The following is a 23,899-nucleotide window of genomic DNA, read 5'->3' on the forward strand; positions in this document are numbered from 1 at the left end:
CGACGCGGCAGGCAACGAGGAAAACAACTGGAGAAATATCTTGAACGCGCTGATTATGGCTTCCGCAGCCGCAAGCACCACTGGGTTGGATTCGCATACCTGGGCCCTGATCATTGGCGGCGGCATCTTCCTGGCATTTATGCTGTTGCTGCTGGTCACCGTTTCTTACACCAACGTAGGCCTGCGCCACGAAATCAAGCCTGACGATTTCGACGAGCACCGCCAGTTCAAGACCCACGCTGAGCACCACTGATCTTGGCGGACGAACAAGTCAAGAACCGCCCATTGCGCCTCGGCGTGATGGGCGGTACTTTTGACCCCATTCACAACGGCCACCTGGTTGCCGCGAGCGAGGTCGCCGCGGAATACGACCTGGACGAAGTGGTTTTCGTGCCCACGGGCGAACCTTGGCAGAAGGCCGACCGCAGCGTCACCGATGCCGAGCACCGGTACCTGATGACCGTTATCGCCACGGCGTCGAACCCGCGCTTCACCGTCAGCCGCGTGGATATCGACCGCGAGGGCGCCACCTACACCCGTGATACGCTGCTCGACCTGCGCGCCCAGCGCCCCGACGCCGAGCTGTTCTTCATCACCGGTGCCGACGCCATGAGCCAGATCATGAGCTGGCGGGACATCGACCAGGTCTGGGACCTCGCGCATTTCGTAGGCGTTAGCCGTCCGGGGTACGTGATTTCCGATTTGGGCCGGGACAACGTCTCCCAGCTGGAGATTCCTGCACTGGCGATTTCCTCCACCGACTGCCGCGAACGCGTCGCCGAGGACAAGCCCGTCTGGTACCTGGTACCCGATGGTGTGGTGCAGTACATTGCAAAATATGGGCTCTATACCGAGTCGTAACCTCACATTGAGCCGTAATACACGGCATAATCGATTAAGGTGACGGTATTTGTCTATGCGGTCGGGAGTAGCACCAGATGAGCGATAACTCGCAGCCAGTTTCCAGTAGGCGGGCATTGCGTGAAAAGCGACGCGCCGAAATGGAGGCGCTGCTCGCCAATAGCAAGGCTGAACAGGCCGCCAAGGAACAGGCGGACAAGAAGGCCAAGGCTGAATCCGCCAAGACCGATTCCAAGAGCTCTTCTGCTCCGGCTAAACCCGTACCATCTGCATCGAAGCCTGCTGATTCCAAGCCTGCGCCTGCCAAGACAACGGAATCCAAGCCTGCCGCCAAGCCGGCAACTGCTGCCAAGAAACCGGCAGCCAATTCCGGTACCCCGAAGGCTCCCGCGAAGCCTGCCGAGAAAACCCCGGCCGCCAAATCTGCGCCCAAACCCCAGCCGGCCAAGACGGCAGCCTCCAAGCCTGCGGCACCTAAGCCCGCTGAAGCCAAATCAGCACCGGTCAAGAGCGCACCGGACAAGCCGGCGCAGTCCAAGCCCGAAGAGAGCGAGACTGCCGCTTCCAAGGCAGCTGCATCTACTCCCGCAGCGCAGAAGCCTGAAGCATTGGGGGAGCGCGCCTCATTGCGTCGCGCCCGTGACCGCGAAGCCTTGCGTGAGCGCCGCCGCCTTCAGGAAGAAGTCGGCTCGCTGACAAGCCATGTCCCAACCGTGGAGCCTGCCGATGATCCGAAGCCGCTGACCCGCCGGCAGCTGCGCTTGCAGGCATTGGCCGACCAGAACAAGGGAGCCGCTGCGGCCAAACCTGTCCAGGCTGCCAAGCCTGCAAAGCAGCCAGGAGCGGAGGGCGCGCCTGATACAACTGTCATGAGCGTCGAGGACGCGTTGGCCGCACGACGTGCACACGACCCGAAATCTCCGGTCGAACCGATCCTGCTGGGCGAAGACGACTCCGAAATCGATCTTGAAGTTCTGGCCCATCAGCGCGAAATGGCTGCGCGTGCCGCAATTATTTCGCGCCGTGCTGCCGAGCGTGAGCGCCTGCGCGTGGAAAATTCCAAGCAGGGCAAGGAAGAAGTTGCTTCCGACCCATTCACTGGCGCGATGGGCAACATTCGCGAAGTCGAAGAGCGGATCGCCAAAACTGGTATCTCCGGGCCGAAAACCGAAAGCGTTTCGCTGTCGTTGGATGCCCAGGGGAAGATCGCTTCCAAGCCTCCCGTGAAGCCCGCCGCCAAGCCTGCGCCGAAGCCTGCAGCGAAAGCTCCTGCCAAACCTGCACCGAAACCGGCGGCAGCCAAACCAGCTGCAAAGCCAGAGCAAAAGCCTGCTGCGAAACCGGCTCCAAAGCCGGGTCCGGCCGCGAAGCCGACACCGGTTGCCAAGGCCCCTGTCGCGGCCAAGCCCGCGCCGGCATCAGCGTCCGAAAACAAGGTCGTCGAACTACCTCGTATCGAGGCAGTTGATGCCCAAGGTCTACAGCCGCTTGACGTGCAGACTCACGGTGTACGCCGTGCCAATAACATGCTTATCGCCATGATCGTGGCCTTGGGCGTTGGCGGCGCGGCCCTAGTGGCCGGCCTGATCATGTTGTTGACCAACTAGTTTTTATAGGACAATTAAGTCCTTGATCCACCCCTTCCTAAAGGAGGCACCCAACTTCATGGGCGCACACGCAGACTCAATTGCCCTCGTGCATACCGCGGCACTGGCCGCCGCAGAAAAACTTGCCGAGGATATGGTCGCACTCGACGTGGCCGAACGTTTGGGCATCACCGATGCCTTCCTGATCGTCTCCGGCGGTTCCGAGCCTCAGGTCAATGCCATTGTGGACGAGATCCAGGCCAAGGTGATCGAGAAGTTCGACCTGCGCCCCGTTCGCCGTGAAGGCTTCGGCCTCGGCCGCTGGGTGCTGCTCGACTACGGAGACGTGGTAGTTCACGTACAGCACCAGGAAGACCGGGTCTTCTACGCGCTGGAGCGCTTGTGGTCCGATTGCCCGGTGATCGAGCTGCCTGCTGCCGACGGCAAAAAGAACTAGTCGAGATGGATTTGCATCCTGTTCAGACATTCATTTATGATAGATGAGTTGCCTGATCAGGTAGCGATCCTCACGGGGGTATGGCGCAGTTGGTAGCGCGTCTGCATGGCATGCAGAAGGTCAGGGGTTCGAATCCCCTTACCTCCACAAATGTGAAGAGTCGAGAGAACCTTGACAAAATTTGATCAGAATCCCCCGGCCATCGGCCGGGGGATTTCTGCTTATCCGGCCAGTAGTTCCGGGCCGGGTCGATCAGGTGCCGGCTGAGGATTTCCGAGGTCTGCGGGTCCAGCACGGTGACTTCTTCGGTGTCGATCAGCATCACCACTTTCTTGCGTCCGTGGATATTGCGGACCCCCAGGTGGCGCAGTTTCCCGTCGTGTCTCAGGGTCACTTTCCCGTCCTTGTCGATGTGGTTGTGGCAGTTCCGGAACTCGCGGTTGCGGGTCACATCGATCTGATTCAGGGTTTTCCGCGCGCCACGAATCGGTTGTAGTCCATCGCGGCACCGACCCAGAAAGACAGTGGACCACCTTCGCTCAATGCGTCCGCTGCGATTTCGATCCACCCCGGCGCCATTTCGCGACCAGATCCCATGAGTGCTTTTGTTGCCTCCGGCCGTTCCAGATACTCTTCGAGCTGATCGGTATTGACGCGTACAAGCAGGGTCCCGCCTTTTCGAACGCTCACGACCATCTTGCCATTCACCATGATTGACCTGCCTCCAAACATCGATACTTCGCGAAGTTCCGGTTCGTCGGCCAGCAGGGTACGGATGCGCTGGACGATCACAGTCTGCTCGGGCGTCATCTCGTCTACCTCGGCTAAATCCGCTTGGGAGGACCGTAGGAGAGCCGATCGAAGATCAGAATGTTCTCTACAATTTTGCCGTCAGTGATGGTGAATAATTCTGCTGCGGGTGCTGTGGAAGTCGCAGCAGTCTGGGGGTAATAGAACAGCGCCACGCGGTCCCCGTCGACGAACTCCGCGATCTCCCCAATGCCGACGAGCGTCGGAGCAAAACCGGCGATAAAGCTCCTGTAGGCGTCTTTGCCCTGGAAATCCGCCCCGGGGGATCGGCAGGTGATGTCATCGGAGACGTAGCTCATCGCCAAATCCACATTGCCGCTGGTCCACGCACGGTGGTAGTCCTGCACGATGTTGTAGGCGCTGTCCTACTTCATGAGACGCTCCCTGCTCGAAAGTGTGGATGCGGATGCAATGTTTCCGTGATGCAGTGGCTCCCAATAATATTCTCTGAAATCGACTTCGACACCGACTTGCGTGAATCATGTCAACAACATTTCCTGTCCAGCCGTTTGCCACGAGAGACTTTGGCATTGCTGGAAGATCCGTGGGCCAACACCTATTGACAGCGCAGCTGACGGAGTTGATCATTCAATACATGAAGTGTAATCCCGGGGGTGACATATCTCTGGACAGTTTCGATGTTCGTGCTGATCCGGAATGGTTACGTGTGCTCGCACATCGCCAGCGCGAACCAGTTGCTGTCCTGGAAGCTGTAATTGAGCGATTTCGCGCGGCCGGTGTCACCCCAGGAAGTGTTGAGTCCCATCTCCAGGATGCCGGGGATCGACTCTACGCGGCCGCTGCTTCCGGACGGGTTTCGTGGGCCGCTGAATTTGGGGGAGACCGCGTAGTCGCTCTTATCGCTGCGGAAGTTAGCGCACTTGCTTCACATCTAGTCGCTCGCGCGGCGGGCATACGTGCAGCCAGCATTGAAGCGTTGCTGGAGGAATACAGCGCAGTCACCGTGGCCAGCTCTCTGGGTGTGGCCAGGCAGAAAGTCTACGAACTCGCCAAAGGCAGTGTAGGCACCGACTTCATAAAAACCACGCCGTGGAGCTCGAAATGAATGAGATGAACGAAGCTGTAGATCTGCCAGATTTCTCGAAGAAAAAGTTCTTGCATCCCCTCGACGTGGCGGAGGCACGCGCACTTTACTTGCGTGGATGGTGGTTTGCACGATTGAATTCAGTACCGGTGCTTGTCGCCATTGGGGCAGTCGTATGGGTCGCCACGAACGATCTGTTTGCGGCCCTAGTCGCACCCGCTGGATCCCTGGCCATCGGCTTGCTCTCAAGCCGTTGGTTTATTGCTCGAGCGTGGGATTACATCCCGCGCAAGCGCCAACTCAACGAGGGAGCAGGGAGGTGGCGGGTAATCGCATCCGTTATCGATGCTGTTGCGATCTTGGTTATTGCAGCAGTAGTGATTGTCTCGATTCAAACTGCCGCGCCGGACCCTGGCGTCATTGCGTTCGCAACTGGTTCGGGCATCGGTGTTGCGCTGGTACAGGCCACAGAGCTGTTTGCAGGGTGGAAGCATGGTGCGGAGAACTTGGAAACCGCTAAGCGACTCATTCTGTTGGCCGCCGTTGTCGTGGCAACGGCGACCGTTGGATTGATAGGACTCGGTACGGTGTGGGGCGCCTGGACCATCGGAACCGTTGCGATGGGCGCCGTGACCGTAGTGGCCGCCCAGACAATTTTCTGGCTTGCGTCAACCACACTCCATCGTGGCCGCTTGGCGTAGAATTCCACCGGCCGGTCGGTAACCCGTTCAGCCTTCCGAGCCTGGGGGCTGCGGTCGTGAATTCCCGGGCGCGCAGCGCCGTTTCGGAGACTAGTCCTACGAGGCAGATTTGCGGCTGACCATCTCAGTGATCCAGATGGGTGCGAAAGGCGAGGTGCATCCCGGAGGTGTTGGATAATCGGCCAGGACCTGCAGATCCTCGCCGATTTGCAGGGCGCGCGACCGCAATGGCTCATGTTCGATACCGATTTGGGCCAAGGTGTTGTTCATCGCCCACTGCAAGCGTTCGGGTGCTGTCTTCATTTCGGCTTCGACAGTGTCCAGCAAATTCGTAAGCTCCAGATTCTCCGGTGCCTTGACGACCTGATGCGCGGTCAATTCCCAGCCGGCACTGGCAACAATTGGGTCCGCGTCCTCAACGAGCATCCTACGGAGGTCTTCCAGATGCTTGCTTTTCTTCACCACGTAATTCACGAACCAGCCTTGGACCTTCGGAGTCCTGGCTTCACGGAGCCATCGCTCCAAATCATCAAGGGTGAATACGCGCGGCTTGCAGATCAGGATGGCGACCAGTCGGGTGGCCGTCTCACGGGTTGCCCAGAGCTGCTCCGCCAATTCCTGATTGCTTTTCAGGGCTTTCGCCAGGCCGCGAAGCTTGGTGAGATTCACGCCGAGGTCATCACCATGCTTTTCATTGACTGCACGCATGCGCGGGTCGTCCAACTCGGCGAGAGCCGTTTGAACCTCGGCCACCGTGCTCTGCGGCGTCAGGACAGTGCTCATGACTTGCTCCTTGAGTTTCCTTGGGTTATTTGCGCGAGGCCAGGACCACCGGCTGGCGAAGTATGGTACGAAGCTTCTCTGGTTGAACTCGACGAGGGTCGGAGAGGTAGATCTCGTGCTGCTTCCCGCTCAGGTCCATGCCTTGCTCATTGATGAATTCATGCATTCGAGCCAATACGGGTGCTTCTTCGTCATAGGAGCCGATGTGCAGCACCTGGACACAACTGCCTTCGGAAAGGCATCCAAGCCGGATCTTGTCTCCGGCGGGAAGTTCGCCCGAGGACTGTGCGGTGTCCAACGCCTGCGCGACGTCATCCGGGCCAAGCCATTCGGGAACCATCAGCATCATCGTCCAGTCCCACTGGGACTTGTCCCGCGCCACCGTGAACGATTCCATCTGCTCGGCCCACCAGAGACCTTCCAATGGCGGCATCACATAGTCCCGACCCGCCAGCTTGCTGGCGAACTTCAGTTTGTAGGCCACCGGGTAGAGGGTCTTCAGTGCGTCCTGGTAAGCCTGTGAGGTGTTCGGGTCACCATGTCCATCAATCATGAGATACTGCATCTGCGGCACATCGATGGACTGGAACGTCTTGGGCGCATGATAGGAATCGGTCTTCTTGAAATCGATCTTGTCCATCAGAACCACTTTCTCCATTTGAAGACACCATAAAGCCCGGCGGCAAACAGCACCATGCCCCCGATCGCCACGGGGTACCCCAGCGCCCAATGCAACTCCGGCATGTTGTCGAAGTTCATGCCGTAGATGGCGGCAATGAGCGTCGGAGCGAACAAGATTGCCGCCCAACCGGAGATCTTCTTCATGTCCTCGTTCTGGCGCTGGGCCACCAGCGTGGAGTTCACGTTGAGGATCTGGGACAGCGCGTCCCGGTACTCCTGCGTTTGGGTGTGGGCGCGGGTCAGGTGGTCCGAGACATCCTGGAGGTAGGTCTGCAGTTCGCCGGGCACGTTGTACTTCTCGAAGCCGGAAGCCAGCGAACGGACGACCTCGCTGAGAGAGGAGGTCGCATGCTGCATGTCGATGACTTCCTGGCTGAGCCGGTAGATGCGCTCGGTGACCGTGGCATCGCCGCCGAATACCTGCAGCTCGATTTGCTCCTTGTCGATGCCGAGTCCCTGCAGGGCAGGGACGTAACCGTCGACAATTTCGTCCAACAGCCGGTAGAGAATCGCTTCGGCCCCCAACTTCAACAACGCCTGGTTTGCCAGAAGCTGCTTGTCCAGAACCGCCTGGCTGCCGCCTATGTCCTCGGCCCAGTCGCGCCCCGGGGTCCCATCAATCCAGCGGTTATCCTGGCACAGGATCGCCAGCGCGCCGGGTCGAAGCAGCACATGGAATTCCGAAAGCTCGACTTCTTCGGCCTCGTCAAGGTACAACGCAGATCGGACGACCAGCAAAGTCACGTCCCCGTAGCGTTCGAGCTTTGGGCGCTGCCCGGCATGGAGCAGGTCGTCAACTAAAACTGGGTGCAGCTGCCAAGCCCGAGCCAACTCGTGGATGTCTTCGCGAGCGGGGACCGGGTAGATTCCCAGGCCAACCCGATTTGCCTCCGGCTGGGAGAATTCCAGCACCGACGCGATATCGGCATCCTTGGGAGCTTCAACGATCGCTCCATCTTGGATGAAACGGAAGATGGCCGGCACGCGGCTTGGCGTGCGGTGCTTCGGCGACCGGCGGGGGAGACTACCTGCCAAGGGACGAGACCCCACTCTCTTTGCTGGGTTCTCTATCGAACCTGCCGACGTCTGATTGTGGAAGCGCATGATACGAAAACAGCCGGGCTCATGATTCATGAACCCGGCTGGGAATCCGTGGAGCTAAGGGGATTCGAACCCCTGACCTCTTCATTGCGAACGAAGCACTCTACCAACTGAGCTATAGCCCCCTACTGGGTAAACACTACTCCGATGGGCTTTCAACGCAAAACCGGGCGCGCCCATGATTCAGGTTCCTGAGCCCGCCAGCCGCAAATGCGAAGCCGACTACGGCGCCCAGGGCGTCAATGGAATCACTCAGCGTTCCTGGCCTTGGAAGTAATTCCGTTGGGCGGGGTAGTAGTCATCCCAGACGGGAAGCGGCCCACCCGTGATTGAAGCGAGCAACTGGTCGAGGTAGTACTCCCAGCCCGGTCCAATGTCCCCGACTGCTCCTGGCAGGAGACCATGGTGCACAAAACGCAGCTCGGTCGCGTGGGCTGCTGCGGTCAACTCGATGGACAGATCCCATGAGCCGGATTCATCGATGGTCTGGACCCGCAGGAAATTCGGGGCCCGGCATTCGGCGATGACGACGTCTGACCAGGAACTGCCTTCTTCGAAGCCCATCTGAAGCTTGATGGTCTGCCCCTGGGCCCCGGTTCCTTCCCACCGTCCGATCCATCGAGCTGTGCTTTCGGGCTCGGTGAGTGCCGTCCATGCCTCCTGAAGTCCAACAGGAAGCATTCGTGTCAGGACAAGGTCGATTCCGTTCGCATTTTTCTCCACGCGCCCGGTGGGTTTCGGTGTTCTCATGCCGGCTCCTCGGTGATGATCGCTGTTGCGAGCCATATGGGTTCTCTCCGTGCTTGTTCGCGCTGAACTCGGAACCTCGGTGAGAGCTGTAGAGCCAAGGGTAACGAGTCGAGCTCGAAATGTCTGCAGCTTGAATGAATCTGCCGTTGCGGTAGGTTTTTGAATCCGGGTAAAGAAAAATCTCAGGATGCTGGTGCATCCTGAGATTAATTTTCGTGGAGGTAAGGGGATTCGAACCCCTGACCTTCTGCATGCCATGCAGACGCGCTACCAACTGCGCCATACCCCCGTGAGGATTGCTACCTGATGAGGCAACTTGATAATCATAGAACACAATTCCGGGAACGCGAAATCGGGCATTGCGCCAAGTGAAAACCACCTTGAAAGCGACAATGGCTCCGACCCGCAGTGCGGATCGGAGCCATTGGCCAGGGGGCCTAGGCGACCTCGTCGACGTGCTCCACGTCGATCACCTCAGGTACGTTGCGCAGCGCAATCTTGGAAACGATCCAGATCACTGCGGTCAGCCCCGCGGTCAGCAGCAGCTGGGTGCGGGCCGCCGCATCGGTCATGGAGACACCGATGATGCCTGCCAGGACCACCATGGTCGCGATGGACAGGTACGGGAATCCCCACAGGCGCACCGGCAGGTGCTCGCCGTTCCGGTCGGCGCGGCGGCGCAGGATGTACTGCGTGACAGCGATGAATGACCAGATCACGATGATCGTGGAGCCGACCACGTTCAGCAGGATCGGCATGACCTTCTCCGGCCAGATCCAGTTCAGGCCAACGGCCAGGAAGGAGAAGGCAACGGAGCTGATCACGGCCTTGGCGGGAACGCCCTTGCCGGTCACGTGGGTTACTGCCACCGGGGCCAGCTTGCGCTTGCCCAGCGAATACAGCATGCGCGAGGAGCCGTAGATGTTGGCGTTCATGGCCGAGAGCAGCGCGATGACCACTACGGCGTTCATGACGACCTCGACACCCGGGACGTTCAGCACGCTGAGCACCGCGGCGAACGGCCCGGTCACGATGGCCGGATCATTCCACGGCACCACGGCGACGATGACCAGGATGGAGCCCAGGTAGAAGACCAGGATTCGAGCCATCACCGAGCGCACCACGCGCTTGATGTTGTCAGCCGGGTTGTTGGACTCGGCCGCGGCGATGGCAACCACTTCGGTGCCGCCGAAGGAGAAGATCACGATCAGCACTGCGGCGGCGATGCCTGCCATGCCGCCCGGGGCGAAACCGCCGTGCGCGGCCAGATTGCCCAGGCCCACCGGCTGATCGGTCGGGATGATGTAGCTGAGCACCAGAGCGCCGAGCACCAGGAAGGCGATGATCGCCGCGACCTTGATGACCGCGAACCAGTATTCGAAGCGCCCGTAGTTGCGCACGCCCAGCAGATTTGCGCCGGACAGGGCGATCACGAAGAGCAGGACCCAGCCCCATTGCGGGACGCTGGGGAACCATCCGGCGACGATGGCCGCGGCGCCGGTGGCCTCGGCGGCCACCACCACAACCAGCTGGATCCAGTACAGCCAGCCCAAGGTGCTGCCGGCCGATCGTCCCATCGCCTTGTGGGCGAAGGTGCTGAACGCGCCGGAGGACGGGTTGGCGGCGACCATCTCGGCCAGCATCGCCATGATGACGATGATGACGGTGCCGGCCAGCAGGTAGGAGACCAGCACGGCCGGGCCGGCGATGGAGATCGCCTGGCCGGAGCCGACGAACAGGCCGGCGCCGATCGCGCCGCCCAGGCCCATCATGGAGATCTGGCGGCGGGTCAGCCCCGCATGCAGATGCTGCTGCGACTGGTCCTTCAATGCCGCGCTCACGCGATGGCACCTTCGACTGCGGCCACGGCGGCGGAATCGGCGCCCAGCGCTGCCAGCACGCGGTCCACGTCCAGCTCGGAACCGGAGGAGATGCGCAGGCCCTCGCCCGGGAAGGCCCGGGCGACCACGCCGCCGGCCTCAAGTCGGGCCTCGATGTCAGCGGTGGCGTCGCCGGCGGCGATCCATACGAAGTTGGCTTCAGACGCGACGACCGGGTAGCCGGCGGCGGCCAGGCCCGCGTACATGCGCTCGCGCTGCGCGACGACCTCGTTGATGCGCACGGCCAGCTCATCGGCGGCTTGCAGCGAGGCGACTGCCGCGCGCTGGGCCAGATCCGAGACGCCGAACGGGATGGCGACCTTGCGCAGGTTCTCGGCCACCTCGAGCGGGCTGATGGCGTAGCCGATGCGCAGGCCGGCCAGGCCGTAGGCCTTGGAAAAGGTGTGCAGCACCGCGACGTTTGGGTTCTTCTTGAACAGCTCCACGCCGTCGGCGCGCACTGCCGAGCGGTCGAAGTGCACGTAGGCCTCGTCGATCACGATCAGCACATCGCGCGGCACGGCAGCGATGAAGCGCTCCAGCGCCTCGGCTTCCACCACGGTGCCGGTCGGGTTGTTCGGGTTGCAGATGAAAATCAGACGGGTCTTCTCGGTGACCGCGGCCAGCATGGCATCCAAGTCGTGCTTGGCGTCGGCGTCCAGCGGCACCTCGACCGGGGTTGCCCCGGCGATGCGCACCAGCGACGGGTAGGCCTCGAAGGAGCGCCATGCGTACATGACCTCATCGCCCTCGGCGGCGACCGCATGGATCAGCTGCGCGGCCACCTCGACGGAGCCTGCGCCCAGGGTCAGGTGCGCCGGATCCACGTTGTGCAGCGCGGCCAGTTCCGCAGTGACCTGCGGGGCGGCGATGCTCGGGTAGCGGTGGATGCTCTGGATCCCGTCGCGGATGGCGTCGAGCACCGACGGCAGCGGCTCGTGCGGCGACTCGTTGGACGAGAGCTTCGAGGCTCCAGCGGCGGCGGGCTTTCCCTGCTTGTAAGCGGGGACTGCCTGCAAGGAAGGGCGCTGGTGAAGGGTCATGGGTTCCTCTCTGAAGACCATGGGCACAAATGGGGGTGCGGGTGGCCCCGCTCATATCCTCGCGTGTCGCGATTCACAAGCTTCGACTCTAGAGTGGCAGATCAGGCCGTTTCAATCGCCGCGCGCACCGCTATGCAACCTGCATAGCGTAAATTGGTCAACACCCCATTTTACTGGTCAGTCTGCACAGTTCCCGAACCAGCTTTCGCACAGGCTTCTACCAGGGGAAGGGTGCGTCCCTGGAAATGCTCGTGCAGGGCGAAGGACGAGGAGGTGCGGGCAACCCCGGGCACGGTGTTGATCCGGTTGAAGATGTCCTGCAGGTCCTCGGGAGTCCTGGCCACTACGCGCAGCTGCAGATCCGAGGCGCCGGTGACGGTGTACATGTCCACGATCTCCGGGATCGCTTCCTCCAAGGCGGTGGCCACCGGATCGTGCCCGTACTTCTGGATGATCTCCACCGAGCAGAAGGCCACCAGCGTGTAGCCGAATCCCGCAGGCTCGATGCGCGGCACGATGCCGCGGATCACCCCCGCCTCGTGGAGCCGCGCCAGCCGGCTGCTGACGGTGCCGCGGGCCACCCCGAGGCGGCGGGCGCATTCCATGACCGGCAGCATGGGGGAGTCGGTGAGCAGCTCAATCAGGTCTGCATCCAGTTGGTCGATGCGCATTCGGTCCTCACTTCGTCTTCGGCTGCATAGGCTGCGGAGCGATCCCGCAGATTCAAGGCTAGCGCGGCGCGCCGCCTGCCCGGGGTCCCGGGACAGCCTCGCGGCTATGGGGCATCTCACAAGATATTCTGGCCTTTTCAGACCCCCGGGGAAAGGTGCATCATGGCGCGCAGGCAGGTTTTGGAATCGGTCGACGGACTGGCGGTGCTGGTCACCGGAGCGGCCCAGGGCATGGGGGAGCTGTTCGCACGCCGGGCCTGCGTCGACAAGGCGGCGCGGGTGGTCCTCTGGGACCTCAACGAGCTGCTGCTGGAACAGGCCGCCGATGCCCTGCGCGCGGCATTCCCGCAGACCGCCATCGAGACCCGGGTGGTGGACCTGGCCGAACCCGCGCAGATCGCCGAGGGCGCAGCGCAGGCGCTGGCGGCCGGCGGCATCGACATCCTGGTCAACAACGCCGGGGTGGTGACCGGCAAGCCCTTCGCCCAGCACAGCACCGGGCAGATCCACTCCGCCATGGCGGTCAATGCGCTGGCGCCGATGTACCTGACCCATGCGCTGCTGCCGCAGCTGGGAGTGCGGCGGCCGGGCCGCATCCTGACCATCGCCTCGGCCGCGGCGCTGGTATCGAACCCGAACATGAGTGTGTACGCGGCGTCCAAGGCCGCTGCCGCCAGCTTCAGCGACTCGCTGCGCCTCGAGCTCGAGCGGGAGCCGGGAAGAAACCTGGCGGTGACCACCTTCTGCCCGACCTACGTGGATACCGGAATGTTCGCCGGGGCCCGGCGTATGCTCTTCACCCCGATGCTACAGAAGCAGCAGGTGGCGGACCGCGCGTGGGATGCGATGCTGCGTGCCACCCCCATGGTGCTGCTGCCGTGGACCAGCAAGCTGGGGCAGGCGCTGCGCGGGGTGCTGCCGCGGGCAGCCTGGGATTTGCTGGCCGAAAAGGTGCTGGGCATCTACCACTCCATGGACGAATTTTCCGGACGGGCGCCGGTGGCTGGGCGTCCGGCGCAAACCCCGGGCAACAGCGCGGTGTAGGGCTGGCAAACCCGAACTGGGAATCGGTCTCGAAGTATTCCGCGCGCGCTGCGCAGCAGGTAGCATCAGGTGCGCGGACGGCATCCGCCGCGGCCGCGCGACCTGGCCATACCCCGGCATGCCGGTGGGCAGATCGGCATCGCAAGAGCGCACATTCGTGAGGACCAGTCATGCAGAAGCTCAGAGTCAATTTGTGGATGAACGGCACCGGCGAGGAAGCCGGAAACTTCTATGCCGATGCCCTGCCCGGGAGCTCCATGGAGGTGGAATCGCGCTACCCCACAGAGGGCCTGCTGGACTTCCAGCAGCCGCTGGCAGGCCAAGCCCTGACGGTTGCGGTGTACGTGCGCGGCCAGCGGATCACCCTGGTCAATGCCGGCCCCGATTTCACCCCCAACCCCTCGATCTCGCTGATGCTGAATTTCGACCCGGCGGACTACGAGGGCAGCGTCGACGCGGCCCGGGCCGACCTGGACGCCACTTGGGCCAAGCTGTCGGCCGGCGGGCAGGTGCTGATGGAGCTGGGCGAATACCCCTACAGCCCCCGCTACGGCTGGGTGCAGGACAAGTACAACGTGTCCTGGCAGCTGATCCTGAGCGGCCCAGAGGGTGATCCGCGTCCCTTCGTGATGCCCAGCCTGCTCTTCGGCGGAGCGGCCCAGAACCGCGCGGCGGAAGCGGTGGCCCACTACAAGGAAGTGTTCGGCGCCCGCGAGGGCATGTTCGTCACCTATCCCGAGCCCACCGGGCCGGCGGCCGCCGGATCGGTGATGTTCTCCGACTTCGCGTTGGACGACGACTGGGTGACCGCCATGGACTCCGGTGTCGAACAGGACTTCTCCTTCACTCCCGGCGTCTCGCTGGAGTGGCCCTGCGACGGGCAGGAGGAGCTGGACCGGGTGTGGGATGCCATGAGCGCGGTGCCCGAAGCGGAGCAGTGCGGCTGGCTCGCGGACAAGTTCGGGGTCAGCTGGCAAATTGTTCCCGCCAACTTGGGTGAGCTCATGTCCAGGCCAAATGCCTTTGAGCACATGATGGGCATGAAGAAGCTGGTGATCGACGAGTTCTAGGGGATCGGGCGCGTACAGTGGGGTGTCAGTACCATTTACGCCGCACGCCAGGAGCACCATGCCAGCCCCCAAGATCCGTCCGTTCATCCTGCCCGAGCTGGCCGAGGGCTACGCGGGGGATCTGGACGCCGGAGGCTACCTCGACCAGCTGCGCTTTGCCGGGCTGGACGGGGAGATCGCGGCCGACGACGTGCGGTTCGAGCAGTGCGAATTCTCCGGACTGAACGCCGACCGCTTCGCGCTGTGCAATGCCCGGGTGTTGCAGAGCGAGCTGAACCGGGTCTCCGCGCCGGTGCTGGCCGCCGCCGGCGTGCGCCTGGACGAGGTGCGCATCTCGCACAGCCGCTTTGGCTCGGCCGACCTGGCCGAGTCCAGCGTCGACTCGCTGCTGGTGGAGAACTGCAAGTTCGGCTGGCTGAACCTGCGCGGCGCCACGCTGCGCGATGTGGAGTTCCGCGATTGCCAGTTCGACGAACTGGATTTGGGCACCCTGCAACGGGTGCGCTTCACCAGTTCGCGGACCAAGGTGCTGGCGGCCCATCAGGCGAAGCTGAGTTCGGTGGACCTGACGGGCCTTGAATTCGATATGGTCGACGGGGTGACCGGGCTGCGCGGCGCGCAGGTCACGCAGCTGCAGCTCATGTCGCTGGCGCCGCAGCTGGCCGACCATCTGGGTATCAAGATCGCAGGCTGATCTGCGGGTGGCGCTGGGCCAACTGGCCCGCGGTCTGCAACAGCAGCTCGCGCATCGCGATGGCCGCTGCCCCGGGAGGGGTGTCGCGGCGATGCGCCAGCCCGATGGTGCGTTCAAGGTTTGGCTGGGAAAGATCCGTGTCCTTGCGCGGAGTGCTGCGTAGCGCCCTGCCGTGCAGCTGGCTCCGTCCGACCAGGGCCGTGGCCGGCACGATGGCCACGCCCAGTCCGACCTGGACGAAGCGCAGCACTGCGTCCATTTCACCGCCGTCAATGACCACGTTGGGGCTCAGCCCCAGCGTGCGGTAGGCGCTCTGTGTCGCCGCCCGCAGGTCGTAGCTGGGGGAGAAGGCGATCTGCGGCACCGTTGCAAGGTCCCGCAATTCCACCGGACCCTGGCCCAGTCGAGGATGCTGCATCGAATCGGCCACCACCAGCTGCTCCACCAGCACTTCGGTGTGCGCCAGGCTTGGCTCGGTCACCGCGTGCTCGCTGGTGACGATCAGCGCCAAGTCGAGCTGGCCGCCGGTGAGCTGCTCCAGCAGCGTCCGGGAACCTGCCTCGGAGATCTGCAACTCGATGCCGGGATACGTCGCGCGATAGGTTTCCAGCACCTCTGCCACCAGCGACACGCATAGCGTCGGCGGCGCGCCCAAGCGCACCCGGCCGCGGCGCAATCCGGCCAGTTCGGCCATCTCCACGCGAATCGACTCCGCATCTGCCAGCATCCGGGTAGCCAGCGGAAGCAGAGCGCGCCCCGCGGCGGTCAGCGTGAGGTTGCCGCGCGTGCGGTTGACCAGCGTGGTGCCCAGATCGTGCTCCAGCGTGGAGATCTGCCGGCTCAGCGACGGCTGGGAGAGGTGCAGGGCCTCGGCCGCGCGTGTGAAGTGCCCCACGCGGGCAATGGTGGCGAACCCACGAAGTTGCTCTAGATTCATGGTGCATAGCCTACCGCTATGGAAATGATGAGGATAATTCATTGGACGTATCGTTGAGCCGGGCAGATGCTGGAAAGCATGAAACCAGAACAGCAGATTTCCACGTCAGTCCTCGTCATCGGCACCGGAGGATCCGGCCTGCGCGCCGCGATCGAATTGGCCGAGCAGGGCGTCGACGTGCTGGCGGTGGGCAAGCGCCCGCGCCACGACGCGCACACCTCCCTGGCCGCCGGCGGCATCAATGCGGCGCTGGGCACCATGGACGAGGAAGACAGCTGGCAGCAGCACGCGGCCGACACCATCAAGGAAAGCTACTTCCTGGCCGACCCGCGCACCGTGCAGGTGGTCGCCCAGGGCGCCGCCCGCGGCATCGAGGACCTTGAACGCTACGGGATGAACTTCGCCCGCGAGGTGGACGGCCGCATCTCGCAGCGCTTCTTCGGCGCCCACACCTTCCGCCGTACAGCCTTTGCCGGGGACTACACCGGTCTGGAGATCCAGCGCACGCTGATCAAGCGGGCCGAGCAGCTGCAGGTGCCGATCCTCGACACCGTGTACATCACCGAGCTGCTCACCGCCGAAGGGCAGATCTTCGGCGCCTACGGCTTCGACGTGAACCACGGCACCGGCTATCTCATCCACGCCGATGCGGTGATCCTGGCCGCTGGCGGGCACAACCGCATCTGGCGCCGCAGCAGCTCGCGCCGCGATGAGAACACCGGCGACTCGTTCCGCCTGGCCGTCCAGGCCGGCGCCCGGCTGCGCGACCCCGAGCTGGTGCAGTTCCACCCCTCGGGCATCATCGAACCGGAAAGCGACGCCGGAACCCTGGTCTCCGAGGCCGCGCGCGGCGAAGGCGGCATCCTGACCAATGCGCTGGGCGAACGCTTCATGGCCCGCTACGACGCCAAGCGCATGGAGCTGTCCACCCGCGACCGGGTCGCGCTGGCCGCCTACACCGAAATCCGCGAAGGACGCGGCACCGAGAACGGCGGGGTGTGGCTGGACGTCTCGCACCTTGACCGCGAGGTCGTCATGAAGCGCCTGCCGCGGGTCTACCAGACCATGATGGAACTGCAGATGCTGGACATCACCTCGCAGAAGATGGAGATCGCCCCGACCGCGCACTACTCCATGGGCGGGGTCTGGGTGGACCCGCTGACCCATGCCACCGAAGTTCCCGGACTCTACGCCATCGGCGAGGCCTCCTCCGGGCTGCACGGGGCCAACCGGCTGGGCGGCAACTCGCTGATCGAGCTGCTGGTCTTCGGACGCATCGTGGGACAGCACGCGGCGCAGTACTCCGCGTCGCTGGCCTCCCAGCCGCGCTCGGCGCAGGCCATCGCCGCCGCCCGCGCCCACATCGCCGAGCTGCTCGGATCCCGCGGACAGGAAAACGTGCGCAACTTGCAGCGCGCCATCCGCGACCTGATGACCGAGCACGCCGGGGTGGTGCGCGACGAGGCCGGGCTGCTGGAAGGCCTGGCGAAGCTTCAGGCCATCGAGCAGCGCATGGCCAACGTGGGAATCCACCCGGACATCGCCGGCTACCAGGACCTGGCCCACGCCTTCGACCTGCAGTCCTCGGCGCTGGCCGCCCGCGCCACGCTGGAAGCGGCGCTGGAACGCCGCGAAACCCGAGGCTGCCACAACCGCAGCGACTACCCGGCCATGGACCCGGCGCTGCAGGTGAACCTCGTCTGGTCGCCGAGCACCGGGATCACCCGCGAACCGATTCCCGAAGTTCCGGCGCAGATCGCGGAACTGATCACCGAGGTCTCCCAGGAAGGAAAACTCGTCGAGTAGGAACGCAGCATTTCGGCCCCCGCACACCCGGTGTGCGGGGGCCTTGTGCCACCGGAAAAAGGCGGGCCGGAAACGCCGGAACGTCAAGCGCTTTTAGCGGGTTCCGAGGAAGTGCAAAGTGGCCCTGAACACTCTGCTATCATAGCCATAGCCACAGCTTCCCGGTAATTTTCTGGCCGGTTGTCAAGATCGATGTGGGCACCCAACGACGCAAAAATTTTAAAGGGGACTGTCGATGCATTTAACGCCGCGCGAGCAGGAAAAGCTCATGATTGTCGTCGCCGCAGACCTGGCGCGCCGACGCCGGGAACGGGGGCTGAAACTGAACTTTCCCGAGGCGGTCGCACTGATCACCTACGAGCTGATCGAAGGAGCCCGCGACGGGCGCACGGTGGCGGAACTGATGAGCTACGGCACCACGATCCTCACCCGCGAGGACGTCATGGAAGGCATCCCCGAAATGGTCCACCAGGTCCAGGTCGAAGCGACCTTCCTCGACGGCACCAAGCTGGTCACCGTCCACAACCCGATCCGCTGAACCCGCACGAGTCCTAAGAGGAGTGAGCATGATTCCCGGTGAGTACCTGCTGCGGCAGGAACCGATTGCCTGCAACCAGCAGCAGCAGACCCGCATCCTGAACCTTGTGAACCGCGGGGACCGCCCGGTGCAGGTCGGATCGCATTACCATTTTGCGGAGGTCAACAACGACCTTGAATTCGACCGCGTGGCCGCCCGCGGCTTCCGCCTGGACATTCCCTCCGGCACCGCGGTGCGCTTCGAGCCGGGCGACGCCCGCACCGTGCACCTGGTCGAATTTGCCGGCGCACGCGAGGTGCACGGCTTCCAGGGCCGCGTCAACGGCCCGCTGGGCAAGCCGGTTCCGGTGGTGGAAACCGAGGCCATCGGCGGCACCGCCGGCATCGACCCGCAGCGTGAACCGGAGCTCGTGGAAGACTACGACATCGACCTGCCCAACCGCGGCGAGGACGAGGTAGGTTTCAGCACCAGCTTCGGCGTGGATCCGGTGGACGAATCGCTGCCCCCGCAGCCGCACGAGGCGCGCCGCGCCGCCGAAGCAGAGGCGGACTCCGCCGAAACCGGCACAAACGACCCAGAGACCAAGGAGTAGACGGTGGGATTTGAACTCAGCCGCAAGCAGTATGCGGAAATGTACGGCCCCACCACCGGAGACGCCATCCGGCTTGCGGACACCGAGCTGCTGGCGGAAATCGAGCACGACTACACCACCTACGGCGAAGAGGTTGTCTTCGGCGGCGGCAAGGTCATCCGCGACGGCATGGGCCAGAACGGCCGGCTGACCCGCGACCAGGACGTGCCGGACACCGTGATCACCAACGTCGTGGTGCTGGACTACACCGGCATCTACAAGGCCGACGTGGCGCTGCGCGACGGGCACATCTTCAAGATCGGCAAGGCAGGCAACCCGGACATCTCCGACGGCGTGGACATCGTCATCGGCGCCGCCACCGACATCATCGCAGGCGAGCACAAGATCCTCACCGCCGGGGCCATCGACACCCACATCCACTTCGTCTCCCCGGATCAGGTGCCAGTGGCCCTGGCCGGTGGCACCACCACGCTGATCGGCGGCGGCGCCGGGCCCTCGGACGGTTCCAAGGCCACCAGCCTGACCCCGGGCCCGTGGCACATCTCCCGCATGCTGCAGGCGGTGGAGGACCTGCCGATCAATATCGGGCTGCTGGGCAAGGGACACGCCAGCGACCGCGCCCCGCTGGCGGAGCAGATCCGCGCCGGGGCCATCGGGCTGAAGATCCATGAGGACTGGGGCGCCACCCACTCCTCGATCGACAACTCGCTGAAGGTCGCCGACGAATTCGACATCCAGGTGGCCATCCACTCCGACACCCTCAACGAGTGCGGCTTCGTGGAGGACACCATCGAGTCCATCGCCGGGCGCGTGATCCACACCTTCCACACCGAAGGCGCCGGCGGCGGGCACGCCCCGGACATCATCCGCATGGCCGCGCTGCCCAACGTCATGCCCGCCTCCACCAACCCGACCCTGCCGTACACCACGAACACCGTGGACGAGCACCTGGACATGCTGATGGTGGCCCACCACCTGAACCCGGACATCCCGGAGGACGTGGCCTTCGCCGACTCGCGCATCCGCCCCGAGTCCATCGCGGCCGAGGACGTCCTGCACGACATGGGCGTCTTCTCCATCACCTCCTCGGACTCGCAGGCCATGGGCCGCGTGGGCGAGGTCGTGCTGCGCACCTGGCAGGTGGCCGACGCGATGAAGCGCCAGCGCGGCAAATTGGACGGCGACCCTCAGGTCGGTGACAACGCCCGGCTCAAGCGCTACGTGGCCAAGTACACCATCAACCCGGCCATCGCCCACGGCATCGCTGACTCCATCGGCAGCGTCGAGGAAGGCAAGTTCGCCGACCTGGTGCTCTGGGACCCTGCGTTCTTCGGCGTCAAGCCGGAAATGGTGATCAAGGGCGGACAGATCATCCAGTCGCTCATGGGTGATGCCAACGGCTCCATCCCGACCCCGCAGCCGCGCACCCTGCGGCTGAACTTCGGGGCGCTGGGCAGCGCCGTGCAGTCAAGCTCCATCACCTTCCTGTCCAAGGCCGCCATCGAGGAGGGCGTGCCCGAACGCCTGCGCCTGCGCAAGCTCATTCGGCCCTGCCACGGCATCCGCGAGCTGACCAAGGGGGATCTGAAGCACAACGGCGAAACCCCGCAGATCACTGTGGACCCGCAGACCTACCAGGTATTCGTCGACGGTGAGCTGGCCACCTGCGAACCCTCCGCCGAGCTGCCCATGGCCCAGCGCTACTTCCTGTTCTAGCCGCCGGTTCGCACCGGCCGCCGCCGTGCCCCGCACGGCCGACTTCACTAGGAGATCAATGATCATCGAGACCCTGGCGGGCAACATCCACGACCTGCCCGCCGACGCCTACGCCGGGCGCCACCACGAAAAGGTGGTGCTGCCCAGCGCCGCGCTGGTCAAGCGCATCCAGCGGGTCACCAGCGACCACGACCGGCAGCTGGGCATCCGGCTGGCCCCCGGCCCCGACCTGCGCGACGGGGACATCCTGTACCTCTCGGACACCGAGCTGATCACCGTGTCGGTGCTGGCCACCGACGTGCTGGTGATCGCCCCGCGCACCATCTTCGAAATGGGCCAGGTCGCCCACGCGCTGGGCAACCGCCACCTGCAGGCCCAGTTCTTCGATGCTGACTCCGACTACCAGGCCGAGGTCATGGTGGTCCAGTACGACCACACCGTGGTCAGCTACCTGGAGTCGCAGCGCACCCCCTACAGCCGGCAGGAACGTGTGATGCCGGTGCCTTTCCGCCATGCAGAACACAGCCACTAGCCACCTGCTGGCGCTGCTGCAGCTCTCCGACTCGGCCCTGCCCACCGGCGCGTTCAGCCATTCCTTCGGGATGGAAAGCTACCTGGACACCGGACACGTGCACGACGAACACAGCTTCGCAGCCTGGCTGCAGCTGTTCCTGTCCCAGTCGCTGGCCTACACCGACGGCCTGGTGGTGCGCCTGGCCCACGAAGCCGACTCGATGGAGCGGATCACCCGGATCGACCAGCTGATCCATGCCTCCGCGCTGCCGCGCCAGCTGCGCGACGCCGCCGCCAAGATGGGCGCCCGCATGCTCGCGGTCGCCCAGACGGTGCGCCCCACGCAGCAGCTGGAGGACTATGCGCAGCTGGTCGGCTCCGGGCAGTGCACCGGGCACCCGGGCATCGCCTTCGCCCTGGGCGCCCGGGCCGCCGGGGCGCCGGGACCCGACGCGGTCGCGGCCTACCTGTTCTCCACGGTCACCAGCCTGACGCAGAACGCCATCCGCGCCATCCCGCTGGGACAGAACGCCGGGCAGCGGGTGCTGAGCCTGATGCACGAGCCGGTCGCGCAGGCCACCGCGCAGATCTACGCGCTTCACGAGCAGGACCTGGGCGCCGCGGCGCCGGGACTGGAGATCGCCCAGATGCGCCACGAGCACCTGCGCGCCCGCATGTTCATGTCCTGAGAATCCACATCCGATCCAACCGCCGCGCTCTGGCGCGGCATGAAGGAGTACACCCGATGGAACCTATTCGCATTGGTGTCGGCGGCCCGGTGGGCGCCGGCAAGACCCAGCTGGTCGAACGCATCACCCGCGCGCTGGACGGGGAAATCTCCATGGCCGCGATCACCAACGACATCTACACCATCGAGGACGCCAAGATCCTGGCCGCCAACGGCGTGCTGCCGCTGGACCGGATCGTCGGCATCGAGACCGGCGGCTGCCCGCACACCGCGATCCGCGAGGACACCTCGATGAACTCGGCCGCGATCGAGGACCTGAAGGCCAAGCACCCGGACCTGGAAGTCATCTTCGTCGAGTCAGGGGGAGACAACCTCTCGGCGACCTTCTCCCCGGAACTAGTCGACTTCTCCATCTACATCATCGACGTGGCCCAGGGCGAGAAGATCCCGCGCAAGGCCGGCCAGGGCATGATCAAGTCCGACCTGTTCATCATCAACAAAACCGACCTGGCCCCCTACGTGGGCGCGGATTTGTCCGTGATGGAATCGGATTCCAAGCAGTTCCGCGGCGACAAGCCGTTCTGCTTCACCAACCTGAAGACCGACGAGGGCCTGGAACACGTCATCGCCTGGCTCAAGCACGATGTGCTGATGACGGACCTGGCCTAGTGGCCGCTTCGGGCCCGGGCCTGCTGTCCGGACTGGAGCCCAGCCCGTTCAATGGCGATCTGGTCGGCGAGCTTCGCCTGCACGTAGGCTCGCGGGCCGGGAAGGACATCGCGGTCAGGCAGTACCACCAGGGGGCGCTGCGCGTGCTGCGCCCGCACTACCTCGATGACACGGCCCAGGTCTGCTACACCATTGTGAACCCCGGCGGCGGCTACCTGGGCGCCGACGAATACGGGATCGAGATCCGCGTGGCCGAGGGCAGCAGCCTGCTGCTGACCACCCAGTCCGCCACCAAGGTCTACCGCACCCCGCAGGGCCCGGCTCAGCAGGACATGCTCATTACCCTGGGCTCCGGCGCGCTGCTCGAATACCTGCCGGACCAGCTCATCGCCTACAAGGACGCCAGCTACTTCCAGCGCACCGAGGTGCACATGGCCGCCGACGCGTCGCTGGTGTTGTGCGAGGTGCTCACCCCGGGCTGGAGCCCGGACGGCAGCCGATTCAGCTACGAGCAGCTGCGCCTGCGCACCGAGGTGCACGTGGATGGGCGGCTTGGAGCGCTGGACAACCTGTGGGTGAAGCCGGCCTCGGATTCCATCGACTCGCTGCTCTATTTGCAGGAGTCAACCCACGTGGGCATGATGCTAGCCATCGACCCGCGCATCGACGCGGCAATGGTCACGCGCCTGCGCGAACTTGCCTATGAGATCGCCGGGCAGCAACCCGACCAGATGACGGTGGGCATCTCCCAGGCCCCGGTGCCAGGCCTCGCCGTGCGCACTTTGGGCGGCTCCACCGAATCGGCGAACGCGGTGCTGTACGCCATCGTCAACCAGCTGCGCATCGAGCTGCGCGGACAGCAGCCGGTGAACCTGCGCAAGTACTGACCCGGTTTCCAGCTTGGGTCCGACGGCCGCCTAAGTTCCTCCCACAGGGGATTTCGGCGGCCGTTTCGCATCGCGGCGAGGCCGCAGTGCGGTGGTGCGCCGAGGTGAATCGCCAGCAAATGCTGAGCCGCGCCCGGCCGGAAAACGGGGCGAAGCGGGCCAACCGCAGATTGACGCTATTGCTGATCTTTTTGGCCCCCTTGACGAGCACCGGACCCCGCAAGTCAATCCGACCACCCTGGCCAAGATGGTGCAGCGGAAGACTCCAGAGCTGATTCCGCTCTTTGAGCGCCAAGTGCGCAGGCTGATCTGCAGCGCCACTACGAATTCCGGCTGGAAGTGACCCAGTTGGAACAGCCCGACGTGCCGATTGCAC

28 protein-coding genes and 3 tRNA genes are annotated in these 23,899 nt (G+C 64.0%); 19 read left to right on the forward strand and 12 right to left on the reverse strand.

Annotated features, from left to right (window positions below):
* Nucleotides 1-40: 40 nt before the first annotated feature.
* The 5 genes from DFO58_RS04120 (at nucleotide 41) to DFO58_RS04145 (ending at nucleotide 3,051) form a co-directional block, all read left to right on the forward strand.
* Nucleotides 41-253 carry a hypothetical protein gene (locus DFO58_RS04120; RefSeq protein WP_047119270.1) on the forward strand — a complete coding sequence of 71 codons (213 nt, stop codon included), beginning with the start codon at nucleotides 41-43 and terminating at the stop codon, nucleotides 251-253.
* A 2-nt stretch (nucleotides 254-255) separates the two neighbouring features.
* A complete protein-coding gene (gene nadD / locus DFO58_RS04125) occupies nucleotides 256-861 on the forward strand; it encodes a nicotinate-nucleotide adenylyltransferase (protein WP_082123911.1) in 606 nt (201 codons plus the stop codon).
* Between the two features lie 116 nt (nucleotides 862-977).
* Nucleotides 978-2,468, forward strand: coding sequence for a hypothetical protein (locus DFO58_RS18380; RefSeq protein WP_183043097.1), 1,491 nt, complete (start codon nucleotides 978-980; stop codon nucleotides 2,466-2,468).
* 58 nt (nucleotides 2,469-2,526) lie between these two features.
* A complete protein-coding gene (rsfS, locus tag DFO58_RS04140; RefSeq protein WP_047119269.1) occupies nucleotides 2,527-2,904 on the forward strand; it encodes a ribosome silencing factor in 378 nt (125 codons plus the stop codon).
* A 74-nt stretch (nucleotides 2,905-2,978) separates the two neighbouring features.
* Nucleotides 2,979-3,051 (forward strand) — tRNA-Ala (locus tag DFO58_RS04145).
* Nucleotides 3,052-3,366: 315 nt separating this feature from the next.
* Here the strand turns inward: DFO58_RS04145 and DFO58_RS04150 are convergent.
* Both DFO58_RS04150 and DFO58_RS04155 read right to left on the reverse strand, forming a co-directional pair.
* On the reverse strand, nucleotides 3,367-3,714 hold the full coding sequence (locus DFO58_RS04150) for a TfoX/Sxy family protein (RefSeq protein WP_120989345.1): 348 nt from the start codon (nucleotides 3,712-3,714) through the stop codon (nucleotides 3,367-3,369).
* Between the two features lie 14 nt (nucleotides 3,715-3,728).
* Entirely contained in the window at nucleotides 3,729-4,061 is a 333-nt protein-coding gene (locus DFO58_RS04155; RefSeq protein ID WP_286163476.1) for a nuclear transport factor 2 family protein, read from the reverse strand.
* A gap of 197 nt (nucleotides 4,062-4,258) precedes the next feature.
* Between DFO58_RS04155 and DFO58_RS18110 the strand changes: the two genes are divergently transcribed.
* Nucleotides 4,259-4,780: a hypothetical protein gene (locus tag DFO58_RS18110; protein WP_147407181.1), complete on the forward strand. Its 522-nt coding sequence runs from the start codon at nucleotides 4,259-4,261 to the stop codon at nucleotides 4,778-4,780.
* Entirely contained in the window at nucleotides 4,777-5,460 is a 684-nt protein-coding gene (locus DFO58_RS04160) for a hypothetical protein (RefSeq protein WP_047119267.1), read from the forward strand. Before DFO58_RS18110 ends, DFO58_RS04160 begins: the two co-directional genes overlap by 4 nt.
* Before the next feature lie 96 nt (nucleotides 5,461-5,556).
* Here DFO58_RS04160 and DFO58_RS04165 read toward each other — a convergent pair whose 3' ends face one another.
* The 9 genes from DFO58_RS04165 to DFO58_RS04205 all read right to left on the reverse strand — a co-directional run bounded on the left by DFO58_RS04165 (nucleotide 5,557) and on the right by DFO58_RS04205 (nucleotide 12,369).
* Nucleotides 5,557-6,243: a DNA alkylation repair protein gene (locus tag DFO58_RS04165; RefSeq protein ID WP_120989348.1), complete on the reverse strand. Its 687-nt coding sequence runs from the start codon at nucleotides 6,241-6,243 to the stop codon at nucleotides 5,557-5,559.
* Between the two features lie 25 nt (nucleotides 6,244-6,268).
* Nucleotides 6,269-6,883, reverse strand: a complete 615-nt coding sequence (locus DFO58_RS04170; protein WP_286163477.1) for a GyrI-like domain-containing protein — start codon at nucleotides 6,881-6,883, stop codon at nucleotides 6,269-6,271.
* On the reverse strand, nucleotides 6,883-7,908 hold the full coding sequence (locus DFO58_RS04175; protein ID WP_286163478.1) for a magnesium and cobalt transport protein CorA: 1,026 nt from the start codon (nucleotides 7,906-7,908) through the stop codon (nucleotides 6,883-6,885). The genes DFO58_RS04170 and DFO58_RS04175 overlap by 1 nt, the downstream gene beginning before the upstream one ends.
* A 169-nt stretch (nucleotides 7,909-8,077) precedes the next feature.
* A tRNA-Ala gene (locus DFO58_RS04180) sits at nucleotides 8,078-8,150 on the reverse strand.
* A 127-nt stretch (nucleotides 8,151-8,277) separates the two neighbouring features.
* Nucleotides 8,278-8,811 carry an SRPBCC domain-containing protein gene (locus tag DFO58_RS04185; protein WP_220668524.1) on the reverse strand — a complete coding sequence of 178 codons (534 nt, stop codon included), beginning with the start codon at nucleotides 8,809-8,811 and terminating at the stop codon, nucleotides 8,278-8,280.
* Nucleotides 8,812-8,991: 180 nt separating this feature from the next.
* Nucleotides 8,992-9,064: transfer RNA gene (locus tag DFO58_RS04190), tRNA-Ala, on the reverse strand.
* 148 nt (nucleotides 9,065-9,212) lie between these two features.
* On the reverse strand, nucleotides 9,213-10,616 hold the full coding sequence (locus DFO58_RS04195; RefSeq protein WP_244910775.1) for an amino acid permease: 1,404 nt from the start codon (nucleotides 10,614-10,616) through the stop codon (nucleotides 9,213-9,215).
* Nucleotides 10,613-11,698 carry a histidinol-phosphate transaminase gene (hisC, locus tag DFO58_RS04200; RefSeq protein WP_120989352.1) on the reverse strand — a complete coding sequence of 362 codons (1,086 nt, stop codon included), beginning with the start codon at nucleotides 11,696-11,698 and terminating at the stop codon, nucleotides 10,613-10,615. The genes DFO58_RS04195 and hisC overlap by 4 nt, the downstream gene beginning before the upstream one ends.
* Nucleotides 11,699-11,868: 170 nt before the next feature.
* The gene (locus DFO58_RS04205) at nucleotides 11,869-12,369 is read right to left on the reverse strand and encodes an Lrp/AsnC family transcriptional regulator (RefSeq protein WP_120989353.1); all 501 of its coding nucleotides are present in this window, start codon (nucleotides 12,367-12,369) and stop codon (nucleotides 11,869-11,871) included.
* 162 nt (nucleotides 12,370-12,531) lie between these two features.
* Here DFO58_RS04205 and DFO58_RS04210 point away from each other — a divergent pair, with 162 nt between their 5' ends.
* From DFO58_RS04210 to DFO58_RS04220, 3 genes are all read left to right on the forward strand, one after another.
* Complete coding sequence (locus tag DFO58_RS04210; protein ID WP_120989354.1) at nucleotides 12,532-13,413, forward strand: SDR family NAD(P)-dependent oxidoreductase; 882 nt, start codon at nucleotides 12,532-12,534, stop codon at nucleotides 13,411-13,413.
* 170 nt (nucleotides 13,414-13,583) lie between these two features.
* Nucleotides 13,584-14,483: a VOC family protein gene (locus DFO58_RS04215; protein WP_047119259.1), complete on the forward strand. Its 900-nt coding sequence runs from the start codon at nucleotides 13,584-13,586 to the stop codon at nucleotides 14,481-14,483.
* A 58-nt stretch (nucleotides 14,484-14,541) separates the two neighbouring features.
* Nucleotides 14,542-15,177 carry a hypothetical protein gene (locus DFO58_RS04220; RefSeq protein WP_120989355.1) on the forward strand — a complete coding sequence of 212 codons (636 nt, stop codon included), beginning with the start codon at nucleotides 14,542-14,544 and terminating at the stop codon, nucleotides 15,175-15,177.
* Here the strand turns inward: DFO58_RS04220 and DFO58_RS04225 are convergent.
* Nucleotides 15,161-16,114 carry a LysR family transcriptional regulator gene (locus tag DFO58_RS04225; RefSeq protein WP_120989356.1) on the reverse strand — a complete coding sequence of 318 codons (954 nt, stop codon included), beginning with the start codon at nucleotides 16,112-16,114 and terminating at the stop codon, nucleotides 15,161-15,163. The genes DFO58_RS04220 and DFO58_RS04225 overlap by 17 nt on opposite strands.
* Nucleotides 16,115-16,192: 78 nt before the next feature.
* On the opposite strand from DFO58_RS04225, the gene DFO58_RS04230 reads away from it, so the two are divergent.
* The 9 genes from DFO58_RS04230 (at nucleotide 16,193) to DFO58_RS18860 (ending at nucleotide 23,866) form a co-directional block, all read left to right on the forward strand.
* On the forward strand, nucleotides 16,193-17,920 hold the full coding sequence (locus tag DFO58_RS04230; RefSeq protein ID WP_120989541.1) for an FAD-dependent oxidoreductase: 1,728 nt from the start codon (nucleotides 16,193-16,195) through the stop codon (nucleotides 17,918-17,920).
* A 235-nt stretch (nucleotides 17,921-18,155) separates the two neighbouring features.
* Nucleotides 18,156-18,458: an urease subunit gamma gene (locus DFO58_RS04235; protein WP_120989357.1), complete on the forward strand. Its 303-nt coding sequence runs from the start codon at nucleotides 18,156-18,158 to the stop codon at nucleotides 18,456-18,458.
* Nucleotides 18,459-18,486: 28 nt separating this feature from the next.
* Nucleotides 18,487-19,050 carry an urease subunit beta gene (locus DFO58_RS04240; RefSeq protein WP_120989358.1) on the forward strand — a complete coding sequence of 188 codons (564 nt, stop codon included), beginning with the start codon at nucleotides 18,487-18,489 and terminating at the stop codon, nucleotides 19,048-19,050.
* 3 nt (nucleotides 19,051-19,053) lie between these two features.
* Nucleotides 19,054-20,766 carry an urease subunit alpha gene (ureC, locus tag DFO58_RS04245; RefSeq protein ID WP_120989359.1) on the forward strand — a complete coding sequence of 571 codons (1,713 nt, stop codon included), beginning with the start codon at nucleotides 19,054-19,056 and terminating at the stop codon, nucleotides 20,764-20,766.
* 58 nt (nucleotides 20,767-20,824) lie between these two features.
* Entirely contained in the window at nucleotides 20,825-21,298 is a 474-nt protein-coding gene (gene ureE / locus DFO58_RS04250; RefSeq protein WP_120989360.1) for an urease accessory protein UreE, read from the forward strand.
* A complete protein-coding gene (locus tag DFO58_RS04255; protein ID WP_120989361.1) occupies nucleotides 21,279-21,968 on the forward strand; it encodes an urease accessory protein UreF in 690 nt (229 codons plus the stop codon). Before ureE ends, DFO58_RS04255 begins: the two co-directional genes overlap by 20 nt.
* A gap of 56 nt (nucleotides 21,969-22,024) precedes the next feature.
* On the forward strand, nucleotides 22,025-22,636 hold the full coding sequence (ureG, locus tag DFO58_RS04260; protein WP_120989362.1) for an urease accessory protein UreG: 612 nt from the start codon (nucleotides 22,025-22,027) through the stop codon (nucleotides 22,634-22,636).
* Nucleotides 22,636-23,523: an urease accessory protein UreD gene (locus DFO58_RS04265; protein WP_286163479.1), complete on the forward strand. Its 888-nt coding sequence runs from the start codon at nucleotides 22,636-22,638 to the stop codon at nucleotides 23,521-23,523. The genes ureG and DFO58_RS04265 overlap by 1 nt, the downstream gene beginning before the upstream one ends.
* A 94-nt stretch (nucleotides 23,524-23,617) precedes the next feature.
* Nucleotides 23,618-23,866 carry a DUF6308 family protein gene (locus tag DFO58_RS18860; RefSeq protein WP_220668525.1) on the forward strand — a complete coding sequence of 83 codons (249 nt, stop codon included), beginning with the start codon at nucleotides 23,618-23,620 and terminating at the stop codon, nucleotides 23,864-23,866.
* The last annotated feature ends 33 nt before the right edge of the window (nucleotides 23,867-23,899 follow it).

Origin of the sequence: Arthrobacter sp. AG1021 (genome assembly GCF_003633665.1) — a bacterium.
In the GTDB taxonomy this organism is placed as follows: domain Bacteria; phylum Actinomycetota; class Actinomycetes; order Actinomycetales; family Micrococcaceae; genus Glutamicibacter; species Glutamicibacter soli.